Source organism: Paucisalibacillus algeriensis (genome assembly GCF_000577245.1).
Taxonomy (GTDB): Bacteria; Bacillota; Bacilli; order Bacillales; family Amphibacillaceae; genus Ornithinibacillus.
The window spans coordinates 1-22,621 of the sequence record NZ_CBYO010000014.1 but is presented as its reverse complement, the minus strand read 5'-3'; the positions used below and the strand labels follow the sequence as shown (position 1 = coordinate 22,621).

The 22,621-nt window shown below is 33.9% G+C and carries 22 protein-coding genes; 15 read left to right on the top strand and 7 right to left on the bottom strand.

Going from position 1 to position 22,621, the window contains the following annotated elements; all coding sequences use genetic code 11:
* Window positions 1-9: 9 nt before the first annotated feature.
* The 3 genes from TY11_RS09645 to TY11_RS09635 all read left to right on the top strand — a co-directional run bounded on the left by TY11_RS09645 (window position 10) and on the right by TY11_RS09635 (window position 1,289).
* On the top strand, window positions 10-219 hold the full coding sequence (locus TY11_RS09645) for a twin-arginine translocase TatA/TatE family subunit (protein WP_042145550.1): 210 nt from the start codon (window positions 10-12) through the stop codon (window positions 217-219).
* Window positions 220-300: 81 nt separating this feature from the next.
* A complete protein-coding gene (gene tatC, locus TY11_RS09640) occupies window positions 301-1,044 on the top strand; it encodes a twin-arginine translocase subunit TatC (protein ID WP_042145548.1) in 744 nt (247 codons plus the stop codon).
* 23 nt (window positions 1,045-1,067) lie between these two features.
* The gene (locus TY11_RS09635) at window positions 1,068-1,289 is read left to right on the top strand and encodes a YozE family protein (protein ID WP_042145545.1); all 222 of its coding nucleotides are present in this window, start codon (window positions 1,068-1,070) and stop codon (window positions 1,287-1,289) included.
* A gap of 51 nt (window positions 1,290-1,340) precedes the next feature.
* On the opposite strand, the gene TY11_RS09630 is transcribed toward TY11_RS09635, so the two are convergent.
* A complete protein-coding gene (locus TY11_RS09630) occupies window positions 1,341-1,664 on the bottom strand; it encodes a YolD-like family protein (RefSeq protein WP_042145542.1) in 324 nt (107 codons plus the stop codon).
* A 297-nt stretch (window positions 1,665-1,961) separates the two neighbouring features.
* On the opposite strand from TY11_RS09630, the gene TY11_RS09625 reads away from it, so the two are divergent.
* The 10 genes from TY11_RS09625 (at window position 1,962) to TY11_RS09580 (ending at window position 13,988) form a co-directional block, all read left to right on the top strand.
* Window positions 1,962-3,113 (top strand): exonuclease SbcCD subunit D, encoded by a 1,152-nt coding sequence (locus TY11_RS09625; RefSeq protein WP_042145540.1) that lies wholly within the window; start codon window positions 1,962-1,964, stop codon window positions 3,111-3,113.
* A 1-nt stretch (window position 3,114) separates the two neighbouring features.
* Window positions 3,115-6,228: an AAA family ATPase gene (locus TY11_RS09620; protein ID WP_042145538.1), complete on the top strand. Its 3,114-nt coding sequence runs from the start codon at window positions 3,115-3,117 to the stop codon at window positions 6,226-6,228.
* Between the two features lie 200 nt (window positions 6,229-6,428).
* Window positions 6,429-6,875, top strand: a complete 447-nt coding sequence (gene vrrA / locus TY11_RS19845; protein WP_052345793.1) for a VrrA/YqfQ family protein — start codon at window positions 6,429-6,431, stop codon at window positions 6,873-6,875.
* A gap of 73 nt (window positions 6,876-6,948) precedes the next feature.
* Window positions 6,949-7,902: a peptide-methionine (R)-S-oxide reductase MsrB gene (gene msrB / locus TY11_RS09610; protein ID WP_042145536.1), complete on the top strand. Its 954-nt coding sequence runs from the start codon at window positions 6,949-6,951 to the stop codon at window positions 7,900-7,902.
* A 49-nt stretch (window positions 7,903-7,951) separates the two neighbouring features.
* A complete protein-coding gene (locus TY11_RS09605; RefSeq protein ID WP_042145534.1) occupies window positions 7,952-8,155 on the top strand; it encodes a DUF6501 family protein in 204 nt (67 codons plus the stop codon).
* A 236-nt stretch (window positions 8,156-8,391) separates the two neighbouring features.
* Window positions 8,392-9,762, top strand: a complete 1,371-nt coding sequence (gene gdhA / locus TY11_RS09600) for an NADP-specific glutamate dehydrogenase (RefSeq protein WP_081755888.1) — start codon at window positions 8,392-8,394, stop codon at window positions 9,760-9,762.
* Window positions 9,763-10,243: 481 nt separating this feature from the next.
* On the top strand, window positions 10,244-10,483 hold the full coding sequence (locus tag TY11_RS09595; RefSeq protein WP_042145531.1) for a ferredoxin family protein: 240 nt from the start codon (window positions 10,244-10,246) through the stop codon (window positions 10,481-10,483).
* A gap of 253 nt (window positions 10,484-10,736) precedes the next feature.
* Window positions 10,737-12,266 carry an FAD-dependent oxidoreductase gene (locus tag TY11_RS09590; protein ID WP_042145528.1) on the top strand — a complete coding sequence of 510 codons (1,530 nt, stop codon included), beginning with the start codon at window positions 10,737-10,739 and terminating at the stop codon, window positions 12,264-12,266.
* Between the two features lie 271 nt (window positions 12,267-12,537).
* Window positions 12,538-13,248, top strand: coding sequence for a Type 1 glutamine amidotransferase-like domain-containing protein (locus tag TY11_RS09585; protein WP_042145526.1), 711 nt, complete (start codon window positions 12,538-12,540; stop codon window positions 13,246-13,248).
* Window positions 13,249-13,418: 170 nt separating this feature from the next.
* Window positions 13,419-13,988, top strand: coding sequence for a DUF4256 domain-containing protein (locus TY11_RS09580; protein ID WP_042145523.1), 570 nt, complete (start codon window positions 13,419-13,421; stop codon window positions 13,986-13,988).
* A gap of 88 nt (window positions 13,989-14,076) precedes the next feature.
* Here the strand turns inward: TY11_RS09580 and modB are convergent, their stop codons facing one another.
* From modB to TY11_RS09565, 3 genes are all read right to left on the bottom strand, one after another.
* Window positions 14,077-14,760: a molybdate ABC transporter permease subunit gene (gene modB, locus TY11_RS09575; protein WP_042145521.1), complete on the bottom strand. Its 684-nt coding sequence runs from the start codon at window positions 14,758-14,760 to the stop codon at window positions 14,077-14,079.
* Window positions 14,741-15,532: a molybdate ABC transporter substrate-binding protein gene (gene modA, locus TY11_RS09570; RefSeq protein WP_042145517.1), complete on the bottom strand. Its 792-nt coding sequence runs from the start codon at window positions 15,530-15,532 to the stop codon at window positions 14,741-14,743. The genes modB and modA overlap by 20 nt, the downstream gene beginning before the upstream one ends.
* Window positions 15,533-15,617: 85 nt before the next feature.
* On the bottom strand, window positions 15,618-16,496 hold the full coding sequence (locus TY11_RS09565; protein ID WP_042145515.1) for a LysR family transcriptional regulator: 879 nt from the start codon (window positions 16,494-16,496) through the stop codon (window positions 15,618-15,620).
* Between the two features lie 112 nt (window positions 16,497-16,608).
* Between TY11_RS09565 and TY11_RS09560 the strand changes: the two genes are divergently transcribed.
* Window positions 16,609-17,679 carry a citrate/2-methylcitrate synthase gene (locus TY11_RS09560; protein WP_042145513.1) on the top strand — a complete coding sequence of 357 codons (1,071 nt, stop codon included), beginning with the start codon at window positions 16,609-16,611 and terminating at the stop codon, window positions 17,677-17,679.
* A 592-nt stretch (window positions 17,680-18,271) separates the two neighbouring features.
* Here the strand turns inward: TY11_RS09560 and TY11_RS09555 are convergent.
* The gene (locus tag TY11_RS09555) at window positions 18,272-19,306 is read right to left on the bottom strand and encodes a YeiH family protein (protein WP_042145510.1); all 1,035 of its coding nucleotides are present in this window, start codon (window positions 19,304-19,306) and stop codon (window positions 18,272-18,274) included.
* Between the two features lie 159 nt (window positions 19,307-19,465).
* Here TY11_RS09555 and TY11_RS09550 point away from each other — a divergent pair, with 159 nt between their 5' ends.
* Entirely contained in the window at window positions 19,466-20,356 is an 891-nt protein-coding gene (locus TY11_RS09550; protein ID WP_042145507.1) for a LysR family transcriptional regulator, read from the top strand.
* 639 nt (window positions 20,357-20,995) lie between these two features.
* Here TY11_RS09550 and TY11_RS09545 read toward each other — a convergent pair.
* Complete coding sequence (locus TY11_RS09545) at window positions 20,996-21,391, bottom strand: hypothetical protein (protein WP_042145505.1); 396 nt, start codon at window positions 21,389-21,391, stop codon at window positions 20,996-20,998.
* A 161-nt stretch (window positions 21,392-21,552) separates the two neighbouring features.
* Window positions 21,553-22,437: an aminoglycoside phosphotransferase family protein gene (locus TY11_RS09540; RefSeq protein ID WP_042145502.1), complete on the bottom strand. Its 885-nt coding sequence runs from the start codon at window positions 22,435-22,437 to the stop codon at window positions 21,553-21,555.
* Window positions 22,438-22,621: the final 184 nt, after the last annotated feature.

Sequence of the window (22,621 nt, the reverse complement as noted above, 5' to 3'; positions counted from 1 at the left end):
GAGTGACCGATCATGGGTAATATTGGTGTTGGCGGGTTAATATTAATTCTTGTTGTTGCATTAATAGTTTTCGGTCCTTCTAAGCTACCGGAAATAGGAAAAGCTTTTGGTAGTTCATTGCGTGAATTTCGTAATGCTGCAAAAGACATTGTTTCAGAGGACAACAATAATCACGTAAAATCAACCAATGAAATTAAAACTACGATAAAAAATGATTAAGGAAAGGTGTAAGGTTCTTAACCTTGCATCTTCTTTTCTGTTAAAAATAGATTTACTATTTGAGACACTTGGGGTGTATGTATGGCACGTAAAAATAAAGAGAAAGATATGAATTTTACCGGCCATTTGTCGGAACTTAGAAATAGGCTTGTTGTAACAGCTATTTTCTTCGTTGTTTGTTTTATTGCAAGTTATGTTTTTGTGGAAGATATTTATAATTTTTTTGGAAGCCACATAGATTTTAAGTTAGCAATTATTGGTGTAGGTGAAGTGTTTTGGGTTTATTTCACTATTGCAGGTATTGTTGCACTTGCAGCAACCATTCCGTTACTTGCTTTCCAATTATGGGCTTTTATTAAACCAGGGCTAACTCCAAAGGAAAGAAGAGCTTCTCTTGCTTATATTCCTGCAATTTTCCTTCTATTTGTTGCTGGGCTAGTTGCTGGATATATTGTTTTTATTAACTTAATTCTACCATTTTTATTGTCATTGAATAGTGGAACATTTATTGAAGTGTTTTCCGTGGAAAAGTATTTTAAGTTTGTTTTTCGAATTATGTTACCATTTGCGATTATTTTTGAAATACCTGTTATCTCTATGTTTTTAACAAGTATCGGAATATTATCGCCAGGTTTCATGAGAAAAATTAGAAAGTATGCTTATTTTATTCTAATTATTATTTCTACAATGGTAACACCACCAGACTTTTTCTTGCCAATTATTGTTTCGATTCCATTCTTTCTTTTATATGAAATCAGTGTTCATCTTTCAGCGATCGTGTATAAGAAGAGAGAAAGTAAACACCAAGAATTTATGGAATCCTAAATCTGTATTTTGAGGTGTCCTTTATGCGTTCATTTTATCATTTTATGATGACCTATCGTGGAAAAAAGAAAGCAGATGATGAGAGTAGGCTAGCGGACTGGATGTTTGGAGATCATAATTTCCCAAAGCACTCAAGTAGTTACCATGAAGTTAGTGAGTATTTAGAGTGGAATATTCCCTTTACTAATGCATTATCTGTCTTTGATTCGTTATGGGATGAATATCTTTTAAAAGAAAAAGATTAAATAAATGGAGAGGGTCTTCTGTCAAAAACTTGACGGTTGACCCTTACTCTTTTAAATAACCTGAAAAATATTTCTAAATGGAATTGATATAATTTCTCCTGTTGAATTTTTAATTAATATCTTCTGATGTAGTGAATCTAATTTTTTTATTATTCCTCGTATTTCCAGCATCTGATTATCCTGATAATATTCAATCTGTATAAATTGTTTTTGATGATATGCTTCGAGAATTCGATTGTTTAATACCTCAAGCTCTTGTTCATCTAGATGGGGCTTTACTACTTTTTTATCTTCGTTCCATATTTTTTTTAATAACTCTACATGTTCTGGCAGCATTAATGATGTCCATTTAATTGATCCTCTATCATGCACCATTGATCACCTCAATTATCATTATATGCGAACACTTGTTTGTTTATCAAGAATTCGATATACTTTAGTCGATACAATCGTGATAAAATGATAAAGAAACGCTGTTTGAATAGGACTTGTTGTCGATTGGGACCGCAGTCCCAGTCCCAAGGAATGCTTCGTCAGCGATACATCGCACGCAGAAAAAGAGAATTTCTTTTTCAAGGAGTCTCCGTGTATGCGGACAACTCAGGAGCGTACAACTATAAAGCAACATTAATGATAAATTACATAAATAACTATTTACAAGGGGGAAGTAATATGAAAATATTGCATACTGCAGATTGGCACTTAGGGAAGATTGTTAATAGTGTTCATATGACAGAGGATCAGGACTATATATTAAACAAATTACTGGATATCATTCAAACAGAGAAACCAGATGTGTTGGTGATTGCGGGTGATTTGTATGACAGAGCAATTCCGCCGAAAGAAGCTGTGGATTTATTAAATCGAGTATTAACTACCCTTGTAAACGACATTAAGATTCCAGTACTAGCAATATCTGGTAACCATGATAGCCCAGAACGATTAGAGTTCGGAACAGAATTGTTTAGGTCACAACAACTGTATATTGAAACGAAATTGAGTAGAAGTCTAAAACCCGTTGTGATTGAAGATAAACATGGTCCAGTATATTTCCACCTAGTACCTTATATTGAGCCAGCTGAAGCAAAAATGTTTTTTAATGATAATAGTATAAGTTCCCATCAATCAGCAATGGAAGCTGTAACGAATTATATTAAAGAAAATAATGATATGAGCGAACGTCATATTTTTGTTGGACATGCTTTTGTTGCTGGAGGTATGGAAACAGAATCGGAAGAGCGTCTTTCGATGATAGGTGGGACACCTTATGTCGACGCAAATCTTTTTGATGAGTTTGTTTATGTTGCTTTAGGACATCTACATCAAGCCCAACGAATTAAGCGTGATGTTGTCCGGTATAGTGGCTCTATTTTAAAGTATTCCTTCTCAGAATCTAATCATAATAAATCTGTTGCTGTAATTGATTTAGATGGGGAAGGAAACTGTAAATTGAATTATATCCCATTGGTCCCTAAACGTGATATGCGTGTTGTTGAGGGATATTTTCAGGAGTTAATAGATCAACCAATGGAAGGAAAGGATGATTATTTGCATATCCGTCTTCTAGATAAGGGTCAAATAATAGACCCAATGTACAAACTCCGAAAAATATATCCAAATATTTTACGATTAGAGCGCGTAGGGTTCTCCACTACAAAGAGTTTGTTGGATTTGCAGCAAATCCGTCAAAAGCAAACACAATCACATACAGAATTGTTTGCTTCTTTTTATAAAGAAATAACCGAGGAAGATATCGATGATAAGCGAATGAAATATATTGAAAAGACTATATCAAGTGTTATAACAAAGGAAAGAGGGGAATAATATGCGCGCGATTAAGCTCAGTGTGACTGCTTTCGGTCCCTATTTGGAAAAGCAAACCGTTGATTTTGATAGGTTGGGCGATGAATCAATATTTCTAATCACCGGACCAACCGGAGCAGGAAAAACAACCATTTTCGATGCGATTTGCTACGCATTATATGGAAAAGCTAGTGGCTCTGATCGTGACCAGGATTCCTTAAGAAGTCACTTTGCAGCGGTAGAAGAGCCAACAGAAGTAGAATTTCGTTTTGCTTTAAATAATAATGTGTATGAGATTATCCGTAATCCCAAACAATTCAAGAAAAAAGAACGTGGTGAAGGTTATACAGAAGAACCAGCTAAAGCTGTGCTCTATGAGATTGCAGAAAATGAAAAGCAACTGGTTGCGTCCAGAATTAAAGATGTTAATGAAACCATAGAGGAAAAACTAGGATTTGACTATGAACAATTTCGTAAAATGGTATTAATTCCTCAAGGTGAATTCCGAAAGCTAATTTCAGAGAACAGTAGAGATCGTGAAGCAATTTTGCAAAAGATCTTTCGAACACATTTTTATGAAAAAATGACAGATGAATTAAAGGCACAATCTAAACAGCTAGAGGTTCAAATTAAGAAATTAGAGACTGATATTCAATATGAGTTTACAAAAGTTGAATGGAGTCATGTTCCGCTTCAAGAAAGTGATACAAATGAACAACTACTTGAAAAATTAAAGGTAGAAATATTAGAAACAAAAAAAATAAAATTAGAACAACAAAAAATAAAGGAAAAACAGCAAGAAAAAGTAACCATGATGGAGAAAAGGCTACAAAACGCGAGCATTATAGAGGAAAAATTTAAGGAACACGAATCTTTACTGAAAGAAAATGAACAATTAGAAGTAATAAAAGATTCTATTGCCCTAAAAAAAGACAGGCTTCAACTCGGAAAAATTGCTCAGCAAATCATACCATTTGAAGAGCAGAGTAATGCAAGGAAAATTGAATGGAATACACATGTAACGCGTTTACGAGAGCAAGAAGAGTTTTTACGCCAAATCCAAAATGAATTTGCTGTAGTTAAAACCAACTATCAGAATGCGGCTAATAAAGAACAAGAACGTGAAAACTTAAAGGAAGAAATTAAGCAGGTTAAGAAGCAGCTTGAACAGGTAAACGCCTATTTGGAATTAAAGAAAAAAGCGAAAAACCTGAAGCTAGAAAGAGAAAAAGGCGATAGTGAGCTTCATAGTATTGAAATTGAGCTAAAGGATAATGAGTTTAAAATAGTAGACTTTGAAAAGCAACTTGCTAATGAAGGAATACTAACGAAAGCATTCTATGAAACAAAAGAAGCTTTAGGGAAACAAGGAGATATAAAGAAAAAATTAGTGGATTATCAACTAGAGCACAGTAAGCTAATTAAACTAAGAAAAAAATATTCCATTGCTCAACAGCTATATAAAGATAAACAAGAAGAAATTAAGCGTTTAGAAGCACAATATGACGCTTTCGTTCTAGCTCAAAACGAACAGTATGCGAGCGTTCTAGCTAGTCAATTAATATCTGGTGAACCATGTCCCGTTTGCGGTTCAATACATCACCCCAAAAAAGCTGTTGGGGAATCGGTTGAGGGAAATTTTGAGGAAATAGAGCGGTTGAAGGTACTCATTCAAAAGAAAAAGGAAGAATTTGAATCTGTTCAACTAGAATTTGTAGATCATAAAACAAACGGACAAACTCAGCGAAGTGTTGTGGATAAACTGCAGGATGAATTGAATGATAGTTTCCCTAATATTACTATTGAATCAGTCCAATCCATTATGACGAACGTAGATAATGAGATTCGAAGTCTAGAAGAGAAATTGAAAGGAATCACCATAAAGCAAAAGGAAATTGAACGAATTCAAAGAGAAAAGGAAAGTACTCAGAACAAGAATAAAGAATTAAAACAAACGTTTGATTTAATTTCAAAAAGAACACAAGAACGTAAAGAAGAATTAGCAAGAACAGAAGCGATTAAAGATGAAATAGAGAAGCAATTACCAGAGGATTTAATGGATCCAATAGCTTTTACCATTTCTGTAGAAGAGAAAGAAAAACAGTACAGACAAAATATCCAAGAGTGGGAGCAGTTAAAAACTTCTTATGAAAAGACAAACGAAATGTTACAAAAGCAAACAACTGTATTCGAGCAACTACAAGATTTTGAAAAAGAAACAAAAGCAAATTATGAATTACAGTATGAGAAATTTATTAACGCCATTAAGGAAAATGGTTTCGATGTTCTGGAGGATTACCAAAATGCAAAATTATCGTTAGAAGTACAAATGCAAATGGAAGAGGAAATTGAAGAATTCGAAACAGCTATTAAACGGATTCATTATCGACTAGAGCAATTAAAAGAACAGCTAGTTGGTGTGGAAAGAGTAAACTTAACTGAGATAGAGGATGAAGTTACTACTTATAAAGGTGAGTTGCAAAAAACACTAGAGATATTACTCTCCTTAAATGCAAAAATCAACCAGGATGAAGGAACCTTGAGCCGCTTAGTGGATGTTATGAAGAAGATAAAGGAATTAGAAGAAGACTATTATATCGTTGGTAGTTTAGCGGATTTATCTAGTGGAAATAATGCTTTGCGATTATCTTTTGAACGGTATGTCCTTGCCTCATTCTTAGATGAAATATTGCTACAAGCAAATATCCGTTTAGACCGAATGACAGAACACCGTTACCAGTTAATTCGGAGTGGTGAAGTCGCTAAACGCGGCGCGCAAAGTGGACTTGATCTTGAGGTAATGGACCACCATACCGGAATAACCAGATCTGTAAGGACATTATCTGGAGGAGAGGGGTTTAAAGCGGCACTTAGTTTAGCACTTGGTCTTGCAGATGTTGTACAAGCACATGCAGGAGGTGTTCAGCTGGACACCTTATTCATCGATGAAGGATTTGGAACATTAGATGAAGTTTCCTTACAACAAGCGATTGATTGTTTAAAAGATTTACAAGAAAGTAATCGATTGCTCGGAATAATTTCCCATGTTCCTGCACTTAAGAACGAAATTCATACTAAATTAGTAATCTCACCTTCCCATAGAGGATCAAGTTTAGCTTTCAACTTTGGAAAATAAAGTATCTTTCTAGCAATGAATTTAACAATAATTGTAATTTCGTCAATAATCGCATAAATTCGCACAAATAATGTTGATTCTTGCGGTTACCCGGGAAATATAACCAATCATTTCAAATTATCTGTTTTGATAGCCTACACGCTTTAAAAGCCAATACGTACAATGAACTAGATATTATTTATGAAATGAGGGATGGCTTTATGATATTCCCAGCGCAGAGACAATCACAACATATGAGGCAGCATAATGATTTTATGTTTCCAAGTCGAGGGTTTCAACAAATGCCAACGCGTAACAATCCTATTGCAGGAATGCTGCAACAATTTATGGGTCAAAATCAAAATATCGGTCATATGGCTACAAAAGGTGTTGACGGATTATCGAAAACGTTGAATGGTGTTCAACAGTTCTTAAGAGTAGTCGATACAGCTGCTCCAATTGTTAAACAATATGGACCGCTCGTCCGGAATTTACCTGCTATGTACCGGATGATGAAGGCATTTAAGGATGTAGACGGTACAGAGGTAGAGAGTGGAGTAATCGAAAGTACTAGCGTAGAGTCATTATCAAGTAGTTCAGAGACTTATGATGAATCATCTGTTAAACGAACAGGAGAAGGCCAATCAACCCCGAAATTATTTATTTAGGAATCTCTACACTTGATTTTTCCTACTAAAAAGTAAAAAATGAGTATAGTAGGAATAATTGGAGGTAAGGAACATGACAAATCAATTAGAAAAAGCAACGTTTGCAGGTGGTTGCTTTTGGTGCATGGTTGAGCCTTTTGATACGAGACTTGGTGTTGAAAGTGTTATTTCAGGATATACAGGTGGACATGTAAAGAATCCAACTTATGAACAAGTTTGTTCTAATACTACGGGTCATGTCGAAGCAGTGCAAATTACTTTTGATCCTGACCTAATGCCTTATGAACAATTACTAGAAACATTTTGGCAACAAATTGATCCAACAGATCCAGGTGGGCAATTTAATGATCGTGGAGAATCATATCAAACTGCTATTTTTTTTCATAATGAAAAACAAAGGCAACTAGCAGAAAAATCCAAACAAGTACTTGACGAAAGCGGAAAGTTTTCAAAGCCAATAGCAACAAAAATACTTCCTGCCATGCCTTTTTATGAAGCGGAAGCATCACATCAAGATTATTATAAAAAACAATCATTCCATTATCGACTTTATAAAAAAGGATCTGGCAGGGAGGACTTTATTAAAAGCAACTGGAATTCCGATAAATCCGACCTTAAAGAAAAACTCACCCCTCTTCAATATCATGTCACACAGGAAAAAGGTACAGAGCGTCCATTTCAAAATGAATATTGGGATATTGAGGACGATGGGATTTATGTAGATATCATTTCAGGGAAACCATTATTCTCATCTAAGGATAAATATGATGCAGGGTGTGGCTGGCCAAGTTTTACAAAACCTATTGATGCTTACGAAGTAGTTGAAGAACTTGATACCTCACATGGTATGATTCGAACAGAGATAAGAAGTAGAACTGCTGACTCTCATCTGGGTCATGTTTTTGAGGACGGGCCTAAAGAACAGGGTGGTTTACGTTATTGTATGAATTCAGCAGCAATGCGTTTTATTCCAAAAGATAAAATGGAAGAAGAAGGTTATGGCAACTTATTAAAATTATTCAATTAAAAAAGTTTACAATAATATTATTATGTTAACTAAAAGGGGTAACGTCAAGATGATGCATTTAAAATGGGAAAATAATCCAACGATAAAACAAATCGAATGTGTACATGCTAATGCAAAGAAATTTGTAGTTGATAACAAATTAACTCCTGGAAAAGTATACGATGTCAAAAATGAAACAGATGAGTTTTATTTTATTTTTGATGATAGTAATCGTATTGCTGGTTTCCGTAAAGACTATTTTAAAGAAGTGTAAATGGTAAACCGGTCTCTAAAGGATCGGTTTTTTCCTTTTATCAAATGTTTTGAAAATGAGCTTTTCTGTGGTAAACTTTTATATATTATTTAATTTTCACTATACGCAAAGATAAACAAAACCCTTTAAAATTCTTCCTTAACAGTTTTACTTCCCTTCCATGATTTATCTATCTTATTAATACATTTAAAAAACACTATTACATTTTACGAACCATACACTAGGAGTTGATTTTTTTGCGTGTTCTTGAATTAGAAACTGAAAATGTTAGAAACTACGTTAATCACTTATTTGAAATGGTAAAGTCACGTAATCCTAACGAAGTAGAATTTCATCAAGCTGTTAAAGAAGTATTCGATTCTTTAGTACCAGTACTTGTGAAAAACCCTACATATATAAAATTAAGAGTACTTGACCGCATGGTTGAACCAGAAAGATTTATTACTTTTCGTGTTCCCTGGGTGGATGATGAAGGTATTGTTCAAGTAAATCGTGGTTTTCGTGTTCAGTATAATAGTTCAATTGGTCCATATAAGGGCGGTTTAAGATTTCATCCATCTGTGAACGCTAGTATTATTAAGTTTTTGGGATTTGAACAAATTTTTAAAAATGCGCTAACAGGACAATTCATTGGTGGAGGTAAGGGCGGTTCGGATTTTGATCCAAAAGGTAAATCGGATATGGAAATTATGCGATTTTGCCAGAGCTTTATGACAGAACTAAGCAAGCATATTGGGCCAGATTTAGATGTTCCTGCAGGTGATATTGGTGTTGGTGCAAAAGAAATCGGTTATTTGTTTGGTCAATATAAAAAACTTAAAGGTGCATATGAAGCTGGAGTATTGACTGGGAAAGGGATTGATTCTGGAGGCAGTCTTGGTCGTAAGGAAGCAACAGGATATGGAACAGTATATTTTGTTGAGGAAATGCTAAATGAGAAAGGCTATAGCTTTACTGGAAGTACTGTGGTTGTATCTGGTTCTGGAAATGTGTCGATTTATGCAATGGAAAAAGCGATGGAACTTGGGGCGAGTGTCATAGCATGTAGTGATTCTAGTGGTTACATTTATGACCCAAATGGTATTAACCTAGATACAGTTAAGCGACTAAAAGAGGTAGAAAATAAACGAATTAAAGAATATGTAAAAGCACATCCAGAATCCACTTATGTAACGGGTTGGAAGGGTATTTGGACGATTCCTTGTGATATTGCATTACCATGTGCTACTCAAAATGAACTTGATTTTGAATCAGCAAAACATTTAATATCTAATGGCATAAAAGCAGTTGGAGAAGGAGCAAATATGCCTTCAACATTGGATGCAATTGATGAATTTTTAGCAAGTGGTGTGCTATTTGCTCCTGCAAAAGCTGCAAATGCTGGGGGAGTTGCAGTTTCATCCTTAGAAATGGCACAAAATAGTGCTCGCATTTTCTGGTCACAGGAAGAGATTGATGCAAAATTAAAGGTAATTATGAAAACTATTTATAAAAAAAGCATGGAGGCTGCAACTGAATATGATTTTCCAGGTAATTTAGTAGTTGGTGCAAATATTGTTGGTTTCATGAGGGTTGCAGATGCGATGATTGAACAAGGTGTTATTTAACTTGGTTGACCAGTAAAAGGGAGCTTGAATTTTCAAGCTCCCTTTTACTAAGTAGTTGTGTCTAGATATAACGTTCCAGTTAAAATTATCACATTACTATGGTTTGTTATATTCTTTTGTACTTTTAAATATAAATACGCTAACATAATCCCCAATGTGTTTCCTCTGTATATTTCATCAAATTATAGGATTAAGATTCTCTGACCTATTATTAATTGTGAAGGTGTAATACTAGCGTTTAATTGAATGATTAAAGTGAGTGGTTCATTATATAGTTGCACCACAATGAATCGCCACGCCTAACGTATATCTCCATGACATCTCTCCTTTAAAAACTAACTGTTAATAGTATGAAAAAAATGAAAAAGGTGATTCTATTAGTAATTGCTTGAACAAAAAAATAATGTTCTGTAGTATAATTACTATATTATGGTATTTCAAGATAGAGGCTTTTTAATTTATTAATAGAGGAGGGTATTACATGGCATTTGTCATTACATCGCCTTGTAAAACAGAAAAGGCAGCTGAGTGTGTGGAAGTCTGCCCTGTTGATTGTATAGAAGAAGGGGAAGATATGTTTTATATAGATCCAGATATTTGTATAGATTGTGGAGCATGTGAAGCAGTTTGCCCCGTTGAAGCAATCTTTATGGAAGATGAAGTTCCTGAAGCGGAAAATGAATATATTCTATTAAATCGTAAGTTTTTTGAAGATCGATAATACAAGGATTCGCTACCTGTTAACTAGGTAGCTTTTTTATTTAGAAATTCTTTACTTATAAATGTTTATTTCATTACTATCTAAACATTTATAGTCTCGTTATGTTTATGTGAGGGTAAAATTTTCCCCTCTAAAATTATGAATGGTAGTCAAATAATTCCAGGTTCGATGGGGAATACTGACAAATATAGTTTCAAAATGACAAATTAGACGATTGAAATTGTAGATTGTAGATTATGAGGAGTGAAAAAACATGAATGAATCAAAAGAATTACCTCAGTTCCCAGAACCATATTGGCGAGATAAACTTGATTTTCCTAGTTTTCCAAAATTAAAAGAGTCCATCAAAGCAGACGTTGGAATTGTTGGAGGGGGTATAGTAGGGATTACTGCTGCTTATTTGCTGTCCAAGCAGAACATTAAAGTAGCACTTATTGACGCAGGTGTAATTTTAAATGGTACTACAGGACACACTACGGCAAAGATTACTGCTCAACACGATATCATTTATGACGAATTTATTAAGCATTTTGGAGAAGATAAAACAAAATTATATTACCAAGCCCAAATGGAGGCCAAAGAGTTTATTGAGAAAACAACAACGGAATTAAACATTGATTGTGACTTCAAAGAACAAGATGCCATTATTTACACCAATTCAGATGAATACATAACACAATTAGAGAATGAGAAAAAGGCATATGACCAGCTAGGAATAGAAGGTGAATTAACGGATTCTGTACCGTTACAGGTACCACATAAAAAAGCCTTAATAATGAAAAATCAAGCTCAGTATCATCCATTGAAATTCTTAAAAAGGCTAGCCGAGGAAAGTGTCAAAAATGGAGCACAACTATTTGAAAACACTACAGCAATTGATGTGGAATATAATAAGAACCCAGCAATTATAACTAGGGAAGGGCAACGAATTGTTTGTCAATATGTAATAGAAGCCTCCCACTTTCCTTTTTACGATGGGCAAGGGTTTTATCCAGCTAGAATGTATCCGGAAAGATCATATGCGTTAGCAGTCAAAGCAAAAAAGAAATTTCCTGGTGGAATGTACATTTCTGCAGAGTCACCCACTCGCTCTCTACGTTCTGTAGAGATAGATGGAGAAGAAGTGTGGTTAGTTATTGGGGAGAAGCATAAGACCGGACAAGGGAAATCAACAATAGAACACTATCAAGCTTTGCAGGATTTTGCAGAAGCACATCTTGGCATCGAGAAAATCTTATTCCGTTGGTCTACTCAGGACTTAACAACATTGGATAAACTTCCTTATATTGGCCGCGTTTCAGAGGAAGAAGAGGCTGTGTTTGTAGCAACAGGCTTTAGAAAATGGGGTATGTCAAATGGAACAATTGCAGCAAAGATATTAACAGATTTAATAACCGGAAAAGAAAGTCCATATAAAGATCTATACACACCATCTAGGTTCCAAGCGGATCCATCTTTACGTAAATTTGCCCGGATTAACGCAGATGTAGCAAAACATTTAATAAAAGGTAAATTGGAATTTACAGATAATAACATCAAAACGTTATCTACTGATGACGCTACCGTTACCCGTATTAACGGCAAGAGAACAGGTGTATACAAGGACAAAGAAGATAAATTCTTTGCTGTTGATACCACCTGTACCCACATGGGCTGTGAAGTGGAATGGAATTCGGGTGAGAGATCGTGGGATTGTCCATGTCATGGTTCAAGGTTTTCCTATACTGGCGAGGTAATGGAAGGGCCAGCAAAGAGACCACTCGAGCGAATTGATTTGGAGTAAAAAACAAATCTAGAGTTTGATTATAATGTAACCAACAAAAGAAAAATGACTATAACTCTCAAGTTAATAGTCATTTTTCTTTTGTTTAACTAGCTATTAAGAATATTATGGTAGTATGGTTATATCGAGTTAGTTTTCTAACAGGACAATTTATTAAAAACTTGTATTGGGGGGATATTCATTGAGTAGGGATATTGGAACTCCTGAAGAAGGAAGAGAAAGATTGAGATGAGAAATTATTTATTATGCCTAATCACGAGGTGGATATAAGATGAAGAGACAAATAATTACTCTAGGAGGTGGGGGCTTCTCTATGGAGCCTGATAATCCTTTGCTAGATACATATATACTGAATCAGTCTGATAAAACGAATCCAAAAATTTGTTTTATACCAACTGCAAGCGGAGATTCCGATCATTATATTTCAAGATTTTATAACTTCTTCAAAAACCAATCATGTCAACCTTCACACTTATCATTATTTAAACCACCAACAAGAGATTTAATGAACTATATTTTAGAAAAAGATATTATATATGTTGGTGGAGGAAATACTAGAAACTTGTTAATCTTATGGAAAGAATGGGGATTAGATACTATCTTAAGAAAGGCTTGGGAGAAGGGTGTATTATTAACAGGGATTAGCGCAGGCTCCATTTGTTGGTTTGAAGAAGGAGTGACTGATTCTTATGGCGAAGGACTAGAACCAATAAAATGTTTGGGTTTTTTGAAGGGGAGTAATTGTCCTCATTATGATGGAGAAGAAGATAGAAGACCTACTTATCATAAATTAATAGATTCTAAAAAAATTCAACCTGGAATTGCTGCTGATGATGGTGTTGCCATTCATTATATTGATCGAACCATACATAAAGTTATAAGCTCCAGACCAAATTCAAAGGCATATAACGTTTATTATGATCAGCAAGTTAAAGAAATGGAATTGGAAACAACATACCTAGATTCACTTTTTCCTGGTTAACCTGATTTGATTGGTTTTCTATAAGATAGAGCACACCGCAAACGAGACTGATGGAATTACATAATCCTAATATATAATGTAAACTTAAGTCATACAACTATTCTATTGAACGGTAAGCATGTAAATATGTTTAAAAATATAATGAGTAAAAATCTAGGAGGAAAAGTAACATGTCAACTAGCAATAAAAAGAAATTATCTCAAGAACAGCATGATTATCTACTAGGAGTATTGAAAGCCCGTTTCGAGTCCAATATGGACCGTCATCAAGGTCTTAAATGGGATGAAATTCAAGCAAGGTTAGTAAGTAATCCAGAAAAACTATGGTCACTACATGAAATGGATAGAACTGAAGGCGAACCGGATGTTATCGGTTATGATCAGGAGAAGGACGAGTATATTTTTTGTGATTGTTCAAAAGAAAGTCCAAAAGGCCGCAGAAGCATATGTTATGATCGTGCAGCACTGGAGGCAAGGAAAAAACATAAGCCAGAGACTAGTGCTATGGATATGGCAACTGCCATGGGCATTGAAATATTAACAGAAGAACAATATAGGGAGTTGCAAAAACTAGGGAATTTCGATATGAAAACATCGAGTTGGATACAAACACCATCGACTATTCGAGAACTTGGCGGTGCACTTTTTTGTGATTATCGCTACGATCATGTTTTCGTATATCACAATGGTGCAGATTCTTACTATGGAGCTAGAGGGTTCCGTGGGTCACTAAGGGTCTAAATTTTTCTTCTTTTTATTGGGCATTTTACATAGTATTAGGGCTAATTTGTCAGTATTTCACTAATAAAATTAGCCCTTTTTAAGTTCCTTAATTAGTTACTTTTGTACGTACAAATAATAGCATGAGAAAAGATATAAACACGATTGAAATAACCCACATCCATGCAAGTGCCATATTTCCTGAATCAATTGCAATGTAGATTGCAGTCGGGATTGTTTGGGTTTCCCCGGGAATATTACCTGCAAACATTAACGTTGCACCAAATTCTCCCAATGCACGAGCAAAACTTAAAATACAACCTGCAATTAGTACTTTGGAAGCAAGAGGAATAGAAATAAAGAGAAATACCTTCCATTCATTTGCTCCGTCTAACCTGGCAGCTTCTTCAATATCAGAATCTATACCTTGAAAGGCTGATTTTGCAGATTGATACATCAACGGAAATGCAACCACTGTAGCAGCTATTACAGCAGCCCACCAGGTAAAAATTATGGGTTGGTTAAATAGCCATTCAATCATCTGACCTGCAAAACTATTTCTCCCAAACATTACGATTAGGAAGAATCCAACAACAGTCGGGGGGAGTACCATTGGTAGCATAATGATTGTTTCTACAATTGACTTCCCCTTAAAATGATTACCCGCAAAAAATTTCCCAATTATAGTTCCCAATACAATGACAACAATGCCTGAGACTAAGGCGATTTTTAAAGATATGTCTATTGGACTGAGAAATTCTTCTGAAAATAACTTATTTAGGAATGAATCCATTTCTCTTAAAAACCCCTAATGCCTCGTCACTTTGGAGATAATCATAAAAATCTTTAGCAGCCTCATAGTTATTAGTCTCTTTAATGATGCCTATAGGATAGTGAATGGGTGTATGTGTTGATGAATCAATTGTATGAATAATTGTTACCTTGTTTGAACTAAGGGCATCTGTATAATAAACAATTCCTGCTGCTACATTGCCCGTTTCTACATAGTATAAAACTTGGCGTACATCTTTTGCTGGGACAATTTTTGACTCTAATCTTTGCCACAAGTCTTGGATAGTAAGTGATTCCTTCGCGTATTTTCCAGCTGGAACGGTTTCGGGAATGCCAATAGAAATATGATCGACATCTTTATGTATTAAGTCTTCAAGACCTGCAATATCCATTGGATTATTAGACGGAACAATCAATACTAATTCATTTGTCAGCAATGTATTCCCATCTTCCTTAGCTATCAAACCCTCCTTAACTAATTCGTTAAACTTATCTTCAGCTGCTGAGAAAAATAAATCCACTGGAGCACCTTGTGTGATTTGCTGTTTTAAAGAGCCAGAACCACCAAAATTAAATTTTAATTTAACATGAGGATGGTTGAGTTCATATTCATGTTGTATTTTTCCCAATGACTCTTTCAAACTCGCTGCTGCAGATATGGTCAGTTCAACAGTATCCGTTGAACTTGATTCTAGTGGATTATTTGCTGAACATCCAGTAACTAAAACAAGTATAAGGATTATTAGAAAGATGCGTATCAAATAAGTTCGCATGCACTCACCTCGTTTTGCAATGAAAATAGTAAACTATCTATATTTTACTATAATTCTCTTAAAATTACCGAACATGTTAATTTCATTAACTGAAATGGAAAGAAGATATAAAGTTCATTAGTTCTGAATCAAATTGTTGATCATTCTTATAAACAAAGTACATACACGCTTTTGGAATATCGATTGCATCAATGGGCACTTCTAGTAATCTGCCTTCTAACAATTCTTTATTAATGCTGGATTTAGGCAGAAAACTAACCCCCATGCCTTCCAGTACAAATCTTTTTGTAATATACGATTGGTTAACCTTCATCATTCTAAGCGTTGGAAATTTGGTTTTAAGATTTTCCTTTAAACCTGTCCAGTAAAAGGGATGGTTATCAGTAAAAACAATATTATTATCAAGTATTTCTATAGCATCAAGTACTGGTCCAGTTTCAAAATCATATCCATCATGTCTTGTAATTAAAGAGACATCCTCTTCGTGAAACGGAATAGTCTTGGTAAGGCTCGATCCAGGAAGACAAGATAATCCAAAATCAACCATACCGTTTTCAATTTGCTCGGATATTTCTTTTGATTCCATCACTTGTATGGTGAACTCAACATTAGGATTGGCAATCATATAGTTATGCAAAACTGTTGGTAAAATTGTATCTGCAAGCATAGGAGAAATAGCAATTCGTAATAACTTATTAAACCCTTGTTTAAATTGATTTACGCGATGTAAGCTATTTTCATACTGGGTGTTTATATCTAGTGCCTCACGATAGAACATTCTTCCAAACTCCGTTAATACAATGTTTCTACCGTCCTTTACAAATAATTTACCACCTAATTCTTTTTCTAATTGTTTTATTTGGAATGAAATAGCAGGCTGGGTGATATATAGTTTTTCTGCAACTTCTCGGTAATTTTCATATTTAGCTGCTAATAAAAAGGTTTTGATCGTTCGAATATCCATGTAGTTTCACCTCATTAATAAATATTATTTATTATTATAGTAAAAAATATTAAATTTTAATAATCTTTTGATTAACTTATAATAAAGTAAAGAGGGAAGGAGAGTGGGGAGGATGTTTAACCCAGGATTAAAAGGTGTAACCGCCGTAAAGACAACCCTATGTCATATCGATGGGGAGAAAGGGATTTTATCTTATAGAGGAATTGAAATTCAACGTTTAGTTGGAATGTATTCATTCGAAGAAGTTGTCTATTTTTTAATTTACGGAGAATTTCCCGATTTGGGAATGAAAAATCGCTTTAAGAATAAATTAGTTAACCATCGTTCAATACCTAGTCATATCGTAAAGATCATTCAGCTATTACCAAAAGAAATGCCATTAATGGATGTATTAAGAACCGTTATTTCTGCAAATTATACGGATAATCATGAGGATATTTATGATGTTGCTGAACGATTAATTTCAGTATTTCCTACGTTAATAGCATATCGTTACAGACAATTAAATAATTTACCTGAAATCCCACCTAGTGAATCTCTAAATCACGTGGAAAATTTTGTTTATATGCTTACTGGAAGTACAAATTCAACACATGCTAAGATATTAGAATCCTATCTAATTCTTACAATGGAACATGGATTAAATGCTTCTACATTTGCAGCGAGAGTCACAATCTCAACTGAAAGTGATCTAACTTCAGCAATTACAAGTGCACTTGGAACTATGAAAGGTCCGTTACATGGAGGTGCACCATCTGGGGTAATAGCACTCTTAGAGGAAATAAAGACAGAGGATGCAATATGTGAAATAATTCACATGAAAGTAAAAAATAAAGAACGAATTATGGGATTTGGCCATCGTGTATATAAAACAGTTGATCCTCGAGCATTAGCCTTAAAAAATACCATTATTAAGATGGATGATTTACCGGATTGGATTGATTTAGCACTTAAAACAGAACTAGAAACGATTAAAATTTTAAAAGAATTAAAACCAGACCATAAACTATATACGAATGTTGAATATTATGCAGCGGCAATCATGAAAACATTGGATATAGATGAATCATTATTTACAGCGATTTTTAGTTCAAGTAGAATTGTTGGCTGGTGTGCACATGCAATGGAACAATTAAATAACAATACAATCTTTAGACCAAACGCAATGTATATTGGTAATTAATAATATATTTCGCTATAAAATGGCTTTACATATTTTATAGCGTTTTTTTATTTTCGTCTCACTATCTAGAGTAAACTTAGAAATTGAGATATTTTAGTTATTTTGCCAGTTACTTCCCATAATAAGTATTATGTTAACTCCAAAAACGATTAAAATATCCCCACCTCATTGGATGACTAATAACATAAATGTGTTGCCTTTTATAACACAATTGCGTTTACTCTTCTCCCCAACTATTACTGCTAAGAAAATATAATGACTAACAACAAAGTGATCACTTGTTATTAGTCATTATATAATTTCACAGTATTCCGTTGTTAATTATGCATGGTGCTAATACTCCCCATAGAAACCTTCCGTATTCATTGGGAATTTCAAAACTGATTCCTGGTTTCATTATTTTCTCCTGTCTTTATTTAATTGAATTAACGACTCCTATAATAACGGGTGCATCTTCCTTCTTGAAGTAATGCACCAGTTTGTTTAAGTGATTACAATCACAAATAAAATCTATTATTTCAGACCACTTTCTTCACATAAGAAATGAATGAAAAAGAATAAACTATTTGAAATAATAATTCCGCAATATTTATCAAAAATGAAAAGCATAAACTAGCAAGTATCCTAAAATAGATAACAAAATTGACCCTATAAATCCTGCGCCGAATGACTTGAGACCAAGTCTTCTAAAAGTCTTTATATCTACATTAAGGCCAAGCCCTGCCATTGCCATTGCTATTAACATATAAGCAATAAGGACTACCTTTTCCGCAAAATTGGCAGAAAATATTCCTGTTGAATTTAAAGCACTCATTGCCAAAAATCCTATTATAAACCATGGTACAGGGATGGATTTCCAAGAGTTCCAATTCTCATTTACACTTTTAGTGTTAGTATCACGATGACTTGACCATATTCCAATAAAAATAGCTACTGGTACCAACAATGCCACTCTTGTTAATTTTACAATAACCGCAATGTCAACTGCTTCTTTTCCACTTGGGTTAGCAGCTGCAATTACATGTGCAATTTCATGTAAGGTTCCACCTGAAAAGATGCCATATCCGTATGCAGATAATCCTAAGATTGGATAAAGTACCGTATATATAAGTGTAAATATTGTCCCCAATATAGCTACTGTTGCTGCACTAATTGCTGTTTCATCATCATTTGCTTTAATTTGTGGAGCTATTGCAACAACGGCTGCTGCACCACAAATAGCAGTACCACAAGCAGTTAAAATTCCTAATCTTTTTTCCACTTTAAACACACGAGTTATGCCATAAACCACAATTAAAGTGAAGATAATATTAATAACTGCGATTGCAAACACTTTAGGTCCTGCGTGAAGTATATCAACAAAATTTAATCTCATGCCCAATAATATAATACCTAAACGAAGCAATTTCTTACTTGAAAAATTTGTCCCAGCGATCATTCCCTTGGGAACTTCCACTATAGCTTTCCAACCCATACCAATTAAGATAGCAAGTACTAATTGACCCATAATACTTAATAATGGTAAATCTCCAAGATATTTTGCAAGGATGGCAATAAAAAGAGTTAAGCCAATACCTAGAATAAAACTGTACCTTTTTTGTTTTTCTTTCACAATTGATTGCTCCAATCCTAACACCCCAAACTTTTTTGTGTGTGAGATAATTTCTTATTTAACTATAAGTAAGATTTAATAATAAGTTAAATACATATTTGCTATTTCAATAATTATAAAAACTTATGATAAAATTACTTTGTAAAGTAAAAATATTTGGAGGGAGCATAAACAGTGATTGTAGATACTATGAAGGTTTTTGTAACAGTAATTGAGCAAAAAAACTTCACTAGAGCAGGAGAAATGTTGAATATTTCACAACCAAATGTAAGTCTACATATTCGCAACTTAGAAAATGAAGTAGGAACAAAACTCATTCATCGAACACCTAAGTTAGTACAAATAACAGAGGCCGGACAAATACTTTATAGACATGCTAAAAGGATATTATTACATTATGAAGAAGCAAAACATGAAATTAATGACTTACGAAATGTTGTAACAGGAAAAATAAGAGTTGGAGCTAGCTTTACAATTGGTGAATATATACTCCCAAAAGTATTGGCAGAATACGCTAATCAATTCCCTCAAGTGGAAGTTCAAACCATTATTTCTAATAGTGATGAAGTGATTGGTGGAGTAAGAACAAAAATACTTGATATTGGATTAATTGAAGGGAATAATAAAGAGTTAGATATTCAGTTAATACCATTTATGGAAGACGAAATGGTTCTAGTAATTCCTCTGAACCATCCACTATCTCAAATGCAACAGATTGAAAAGGACATGTTACAAAATCAAACTTGGATCTTTAGAGAAACTGGTTCTGGAACAAGAACTTATATGGATAATTTAATCTCAGAACTGGACTTAACAATAAAACATTCCTTTGTATTTAGTAGTAATCAAGGAGTAAAGGAAGCCGTAAAAGCAGGGCTAGGGATTGCGTTGTTATCAAAATGGACAGTAAATAGAGAAATAATGACAAATGAACTACTTACTATACCCATTAAAAATAAAAAAATCATTAGGTCTTTTTCATTTGTTCAACATGAAGAGTCAGATGTATCAAAGGCATTAAAAATTTTCGCACAAAAAATTGAAGAATTTTCTACAAATTATTAACAAGCATTTTTATCTACAATATTTTTATCACATGGTTGGTTAGATGGCAGGTATGCAAGACTAATACTAATATGTAATATTCTGATATGGATAGAATAATCGCTCCTTGCCGTTCTACACGTAAAGGTATTGCCAAAGGAGAAAATACTATTAAACAGGAAAATAATTAATAAACTGGCTATTTAAAAAGGAGAGTTTATAAACTCTCCTTTGTTTGTCTTTATATAAGTGCTAACAGTCCTAAATAATGGAGAAAAGAATGTTGCTTTGCCATTATTTTATATCCTATATTCTTCATTTTTATATAAGTATTCAAACAGAGTTCTGTTAACGTTTCCCCTTTTACAGGAACTTCTTCACAAGAGTAAATCTCAAAATCACAAATATCTAATTATTCTTTTAATTTTATCTTTTCTGCATGAATCTTTTTAATTCCTAAACGAAGTGGGTCAATTCCTTCTATAGGTATACCCTCCGCTATTTATAGCCTTCTTGAACGGAAACTTGAATTAATCAAACTTTGTTATCGCTAAAATTATATTACTTCACTCTGACAATTTAGATAAGTACACATTTTATTAGCGTTATCACCAGAGTTTTAACTTTTTTAATGGAAAATATTGACAACCATTAGCTAGTTTAGTTGAAGTTCTTTAATCGAGCGTTCAATGACATAATAATAAAGAAAATTAAACTACCAGCAACACTATAAATACCTAACCATAAAAATTTAAATGAAAATGTTCCAAAACTTATTACCAATGTAATCACACCTACAATGTAACCACCCATTAAGTATAATGGGAGTTTTACTATAAATTTATCAACATATTTATCAATTAATATTGAAACGGGAATCCCACCGAGAATATATGGTACACCAGTTATTATAATTAAAAATGGAATCGGGGAAATAAATGAGCCGTATGATGTGTCTGGAATTCTTTCTGAAACAGGAGTATAATCTATATAAGCTAAAATTAGACTAAATACAATTGTCGACAATAGTGCAGCAATTACTCTTCTTTTGAACAAATGCTTCCCCCCCCTTATTCAATTTTCTACTTACCTTGTTCAACTAAACTGTCCCGTTAGGACCATAAGGAGTTGATCATCTTAAACTAATGAACCCTTTAGTGTAAGAATCGAACTTTTATTAACTGGTTTAGTATTCTAAAAAAATCATATTTACAACTTTATCTTTCAATTTGGTAATCATTTATTATTACTTTTATAATGTTAAATGATTCATCTGCGATTGTTTTGCTAGATTGCTTATTATAACTGTAAGTTATTAAAGCCTTCCATAGAGCCCAACCTCTTGCTCTATTCCATGTTCCATCATTAAAATTCAATGTATCCTTAAATATCTTTCTACTACTATCATCAAAAAAAGTCCAAGCCATTGCAGCATCACAAGAAGGGTCTCCTACTCCCAATATTCCAAAATCAATAACTGCATACAATCTACCATTCTTAATTAATATATTTCCTGGGGCAACGTCACCGTGAACCCAAACTGGTTCACCATCCCATTCTGAAGTTAATGCCAATTCCCAAATTTCTTCTAATAAGTGTTTATTAAAAGTATCGACATTATTATTGATGGCTTCTCTACACTCATCATCGTATACAACAATATGTCCACCTCGATAAAAATTATGTTTCCCAGCTAAAGGACCACCAGTAGCGTCAATAGACTGTAGGTCAACTAGAAATTTTCCCAAATCATATGCAAATTGGTTTAAATCATCTATTTTATCTATAGATAATGTCTCTCCATCTAACCATTTGTTAATTGACCAAGGATATGGGTAATCCTTACTTGGTTCTCCTTTAAATAATGGTTCAGTTATAGGTGTGGAGAGATGCTTAGCGAGAAAAGGTAACCATTTTTGTTCTTTTTCTACTTGGGGTACATAAGCTACATCACTTGGCAACCTAACGCTCATCCTATTCCCTAAGTGAAAAGTTCTATTATCATTTCCACTTTTTTCAACAGGCTTGATTTCCAATTTACACAACTCTGGAAATTGGCTATTTATTAGCCGCGAAACTAAATTTTCATCGATTTTTATCATAAAACCACTCCCTTTAATTTGAATACATTTAATGTAACTGTAATATTTCATTTCTTTAAGAGGACTTCTTCTTGAACTAACCTGCCCAGTTCGTATTATAAGGTTAACCAGAAATTACTGGTTGACCTTATTTCATATGGTCTTATCATTACAATTGTAGCCGGGGTAGAACGTCCCTGCCCGT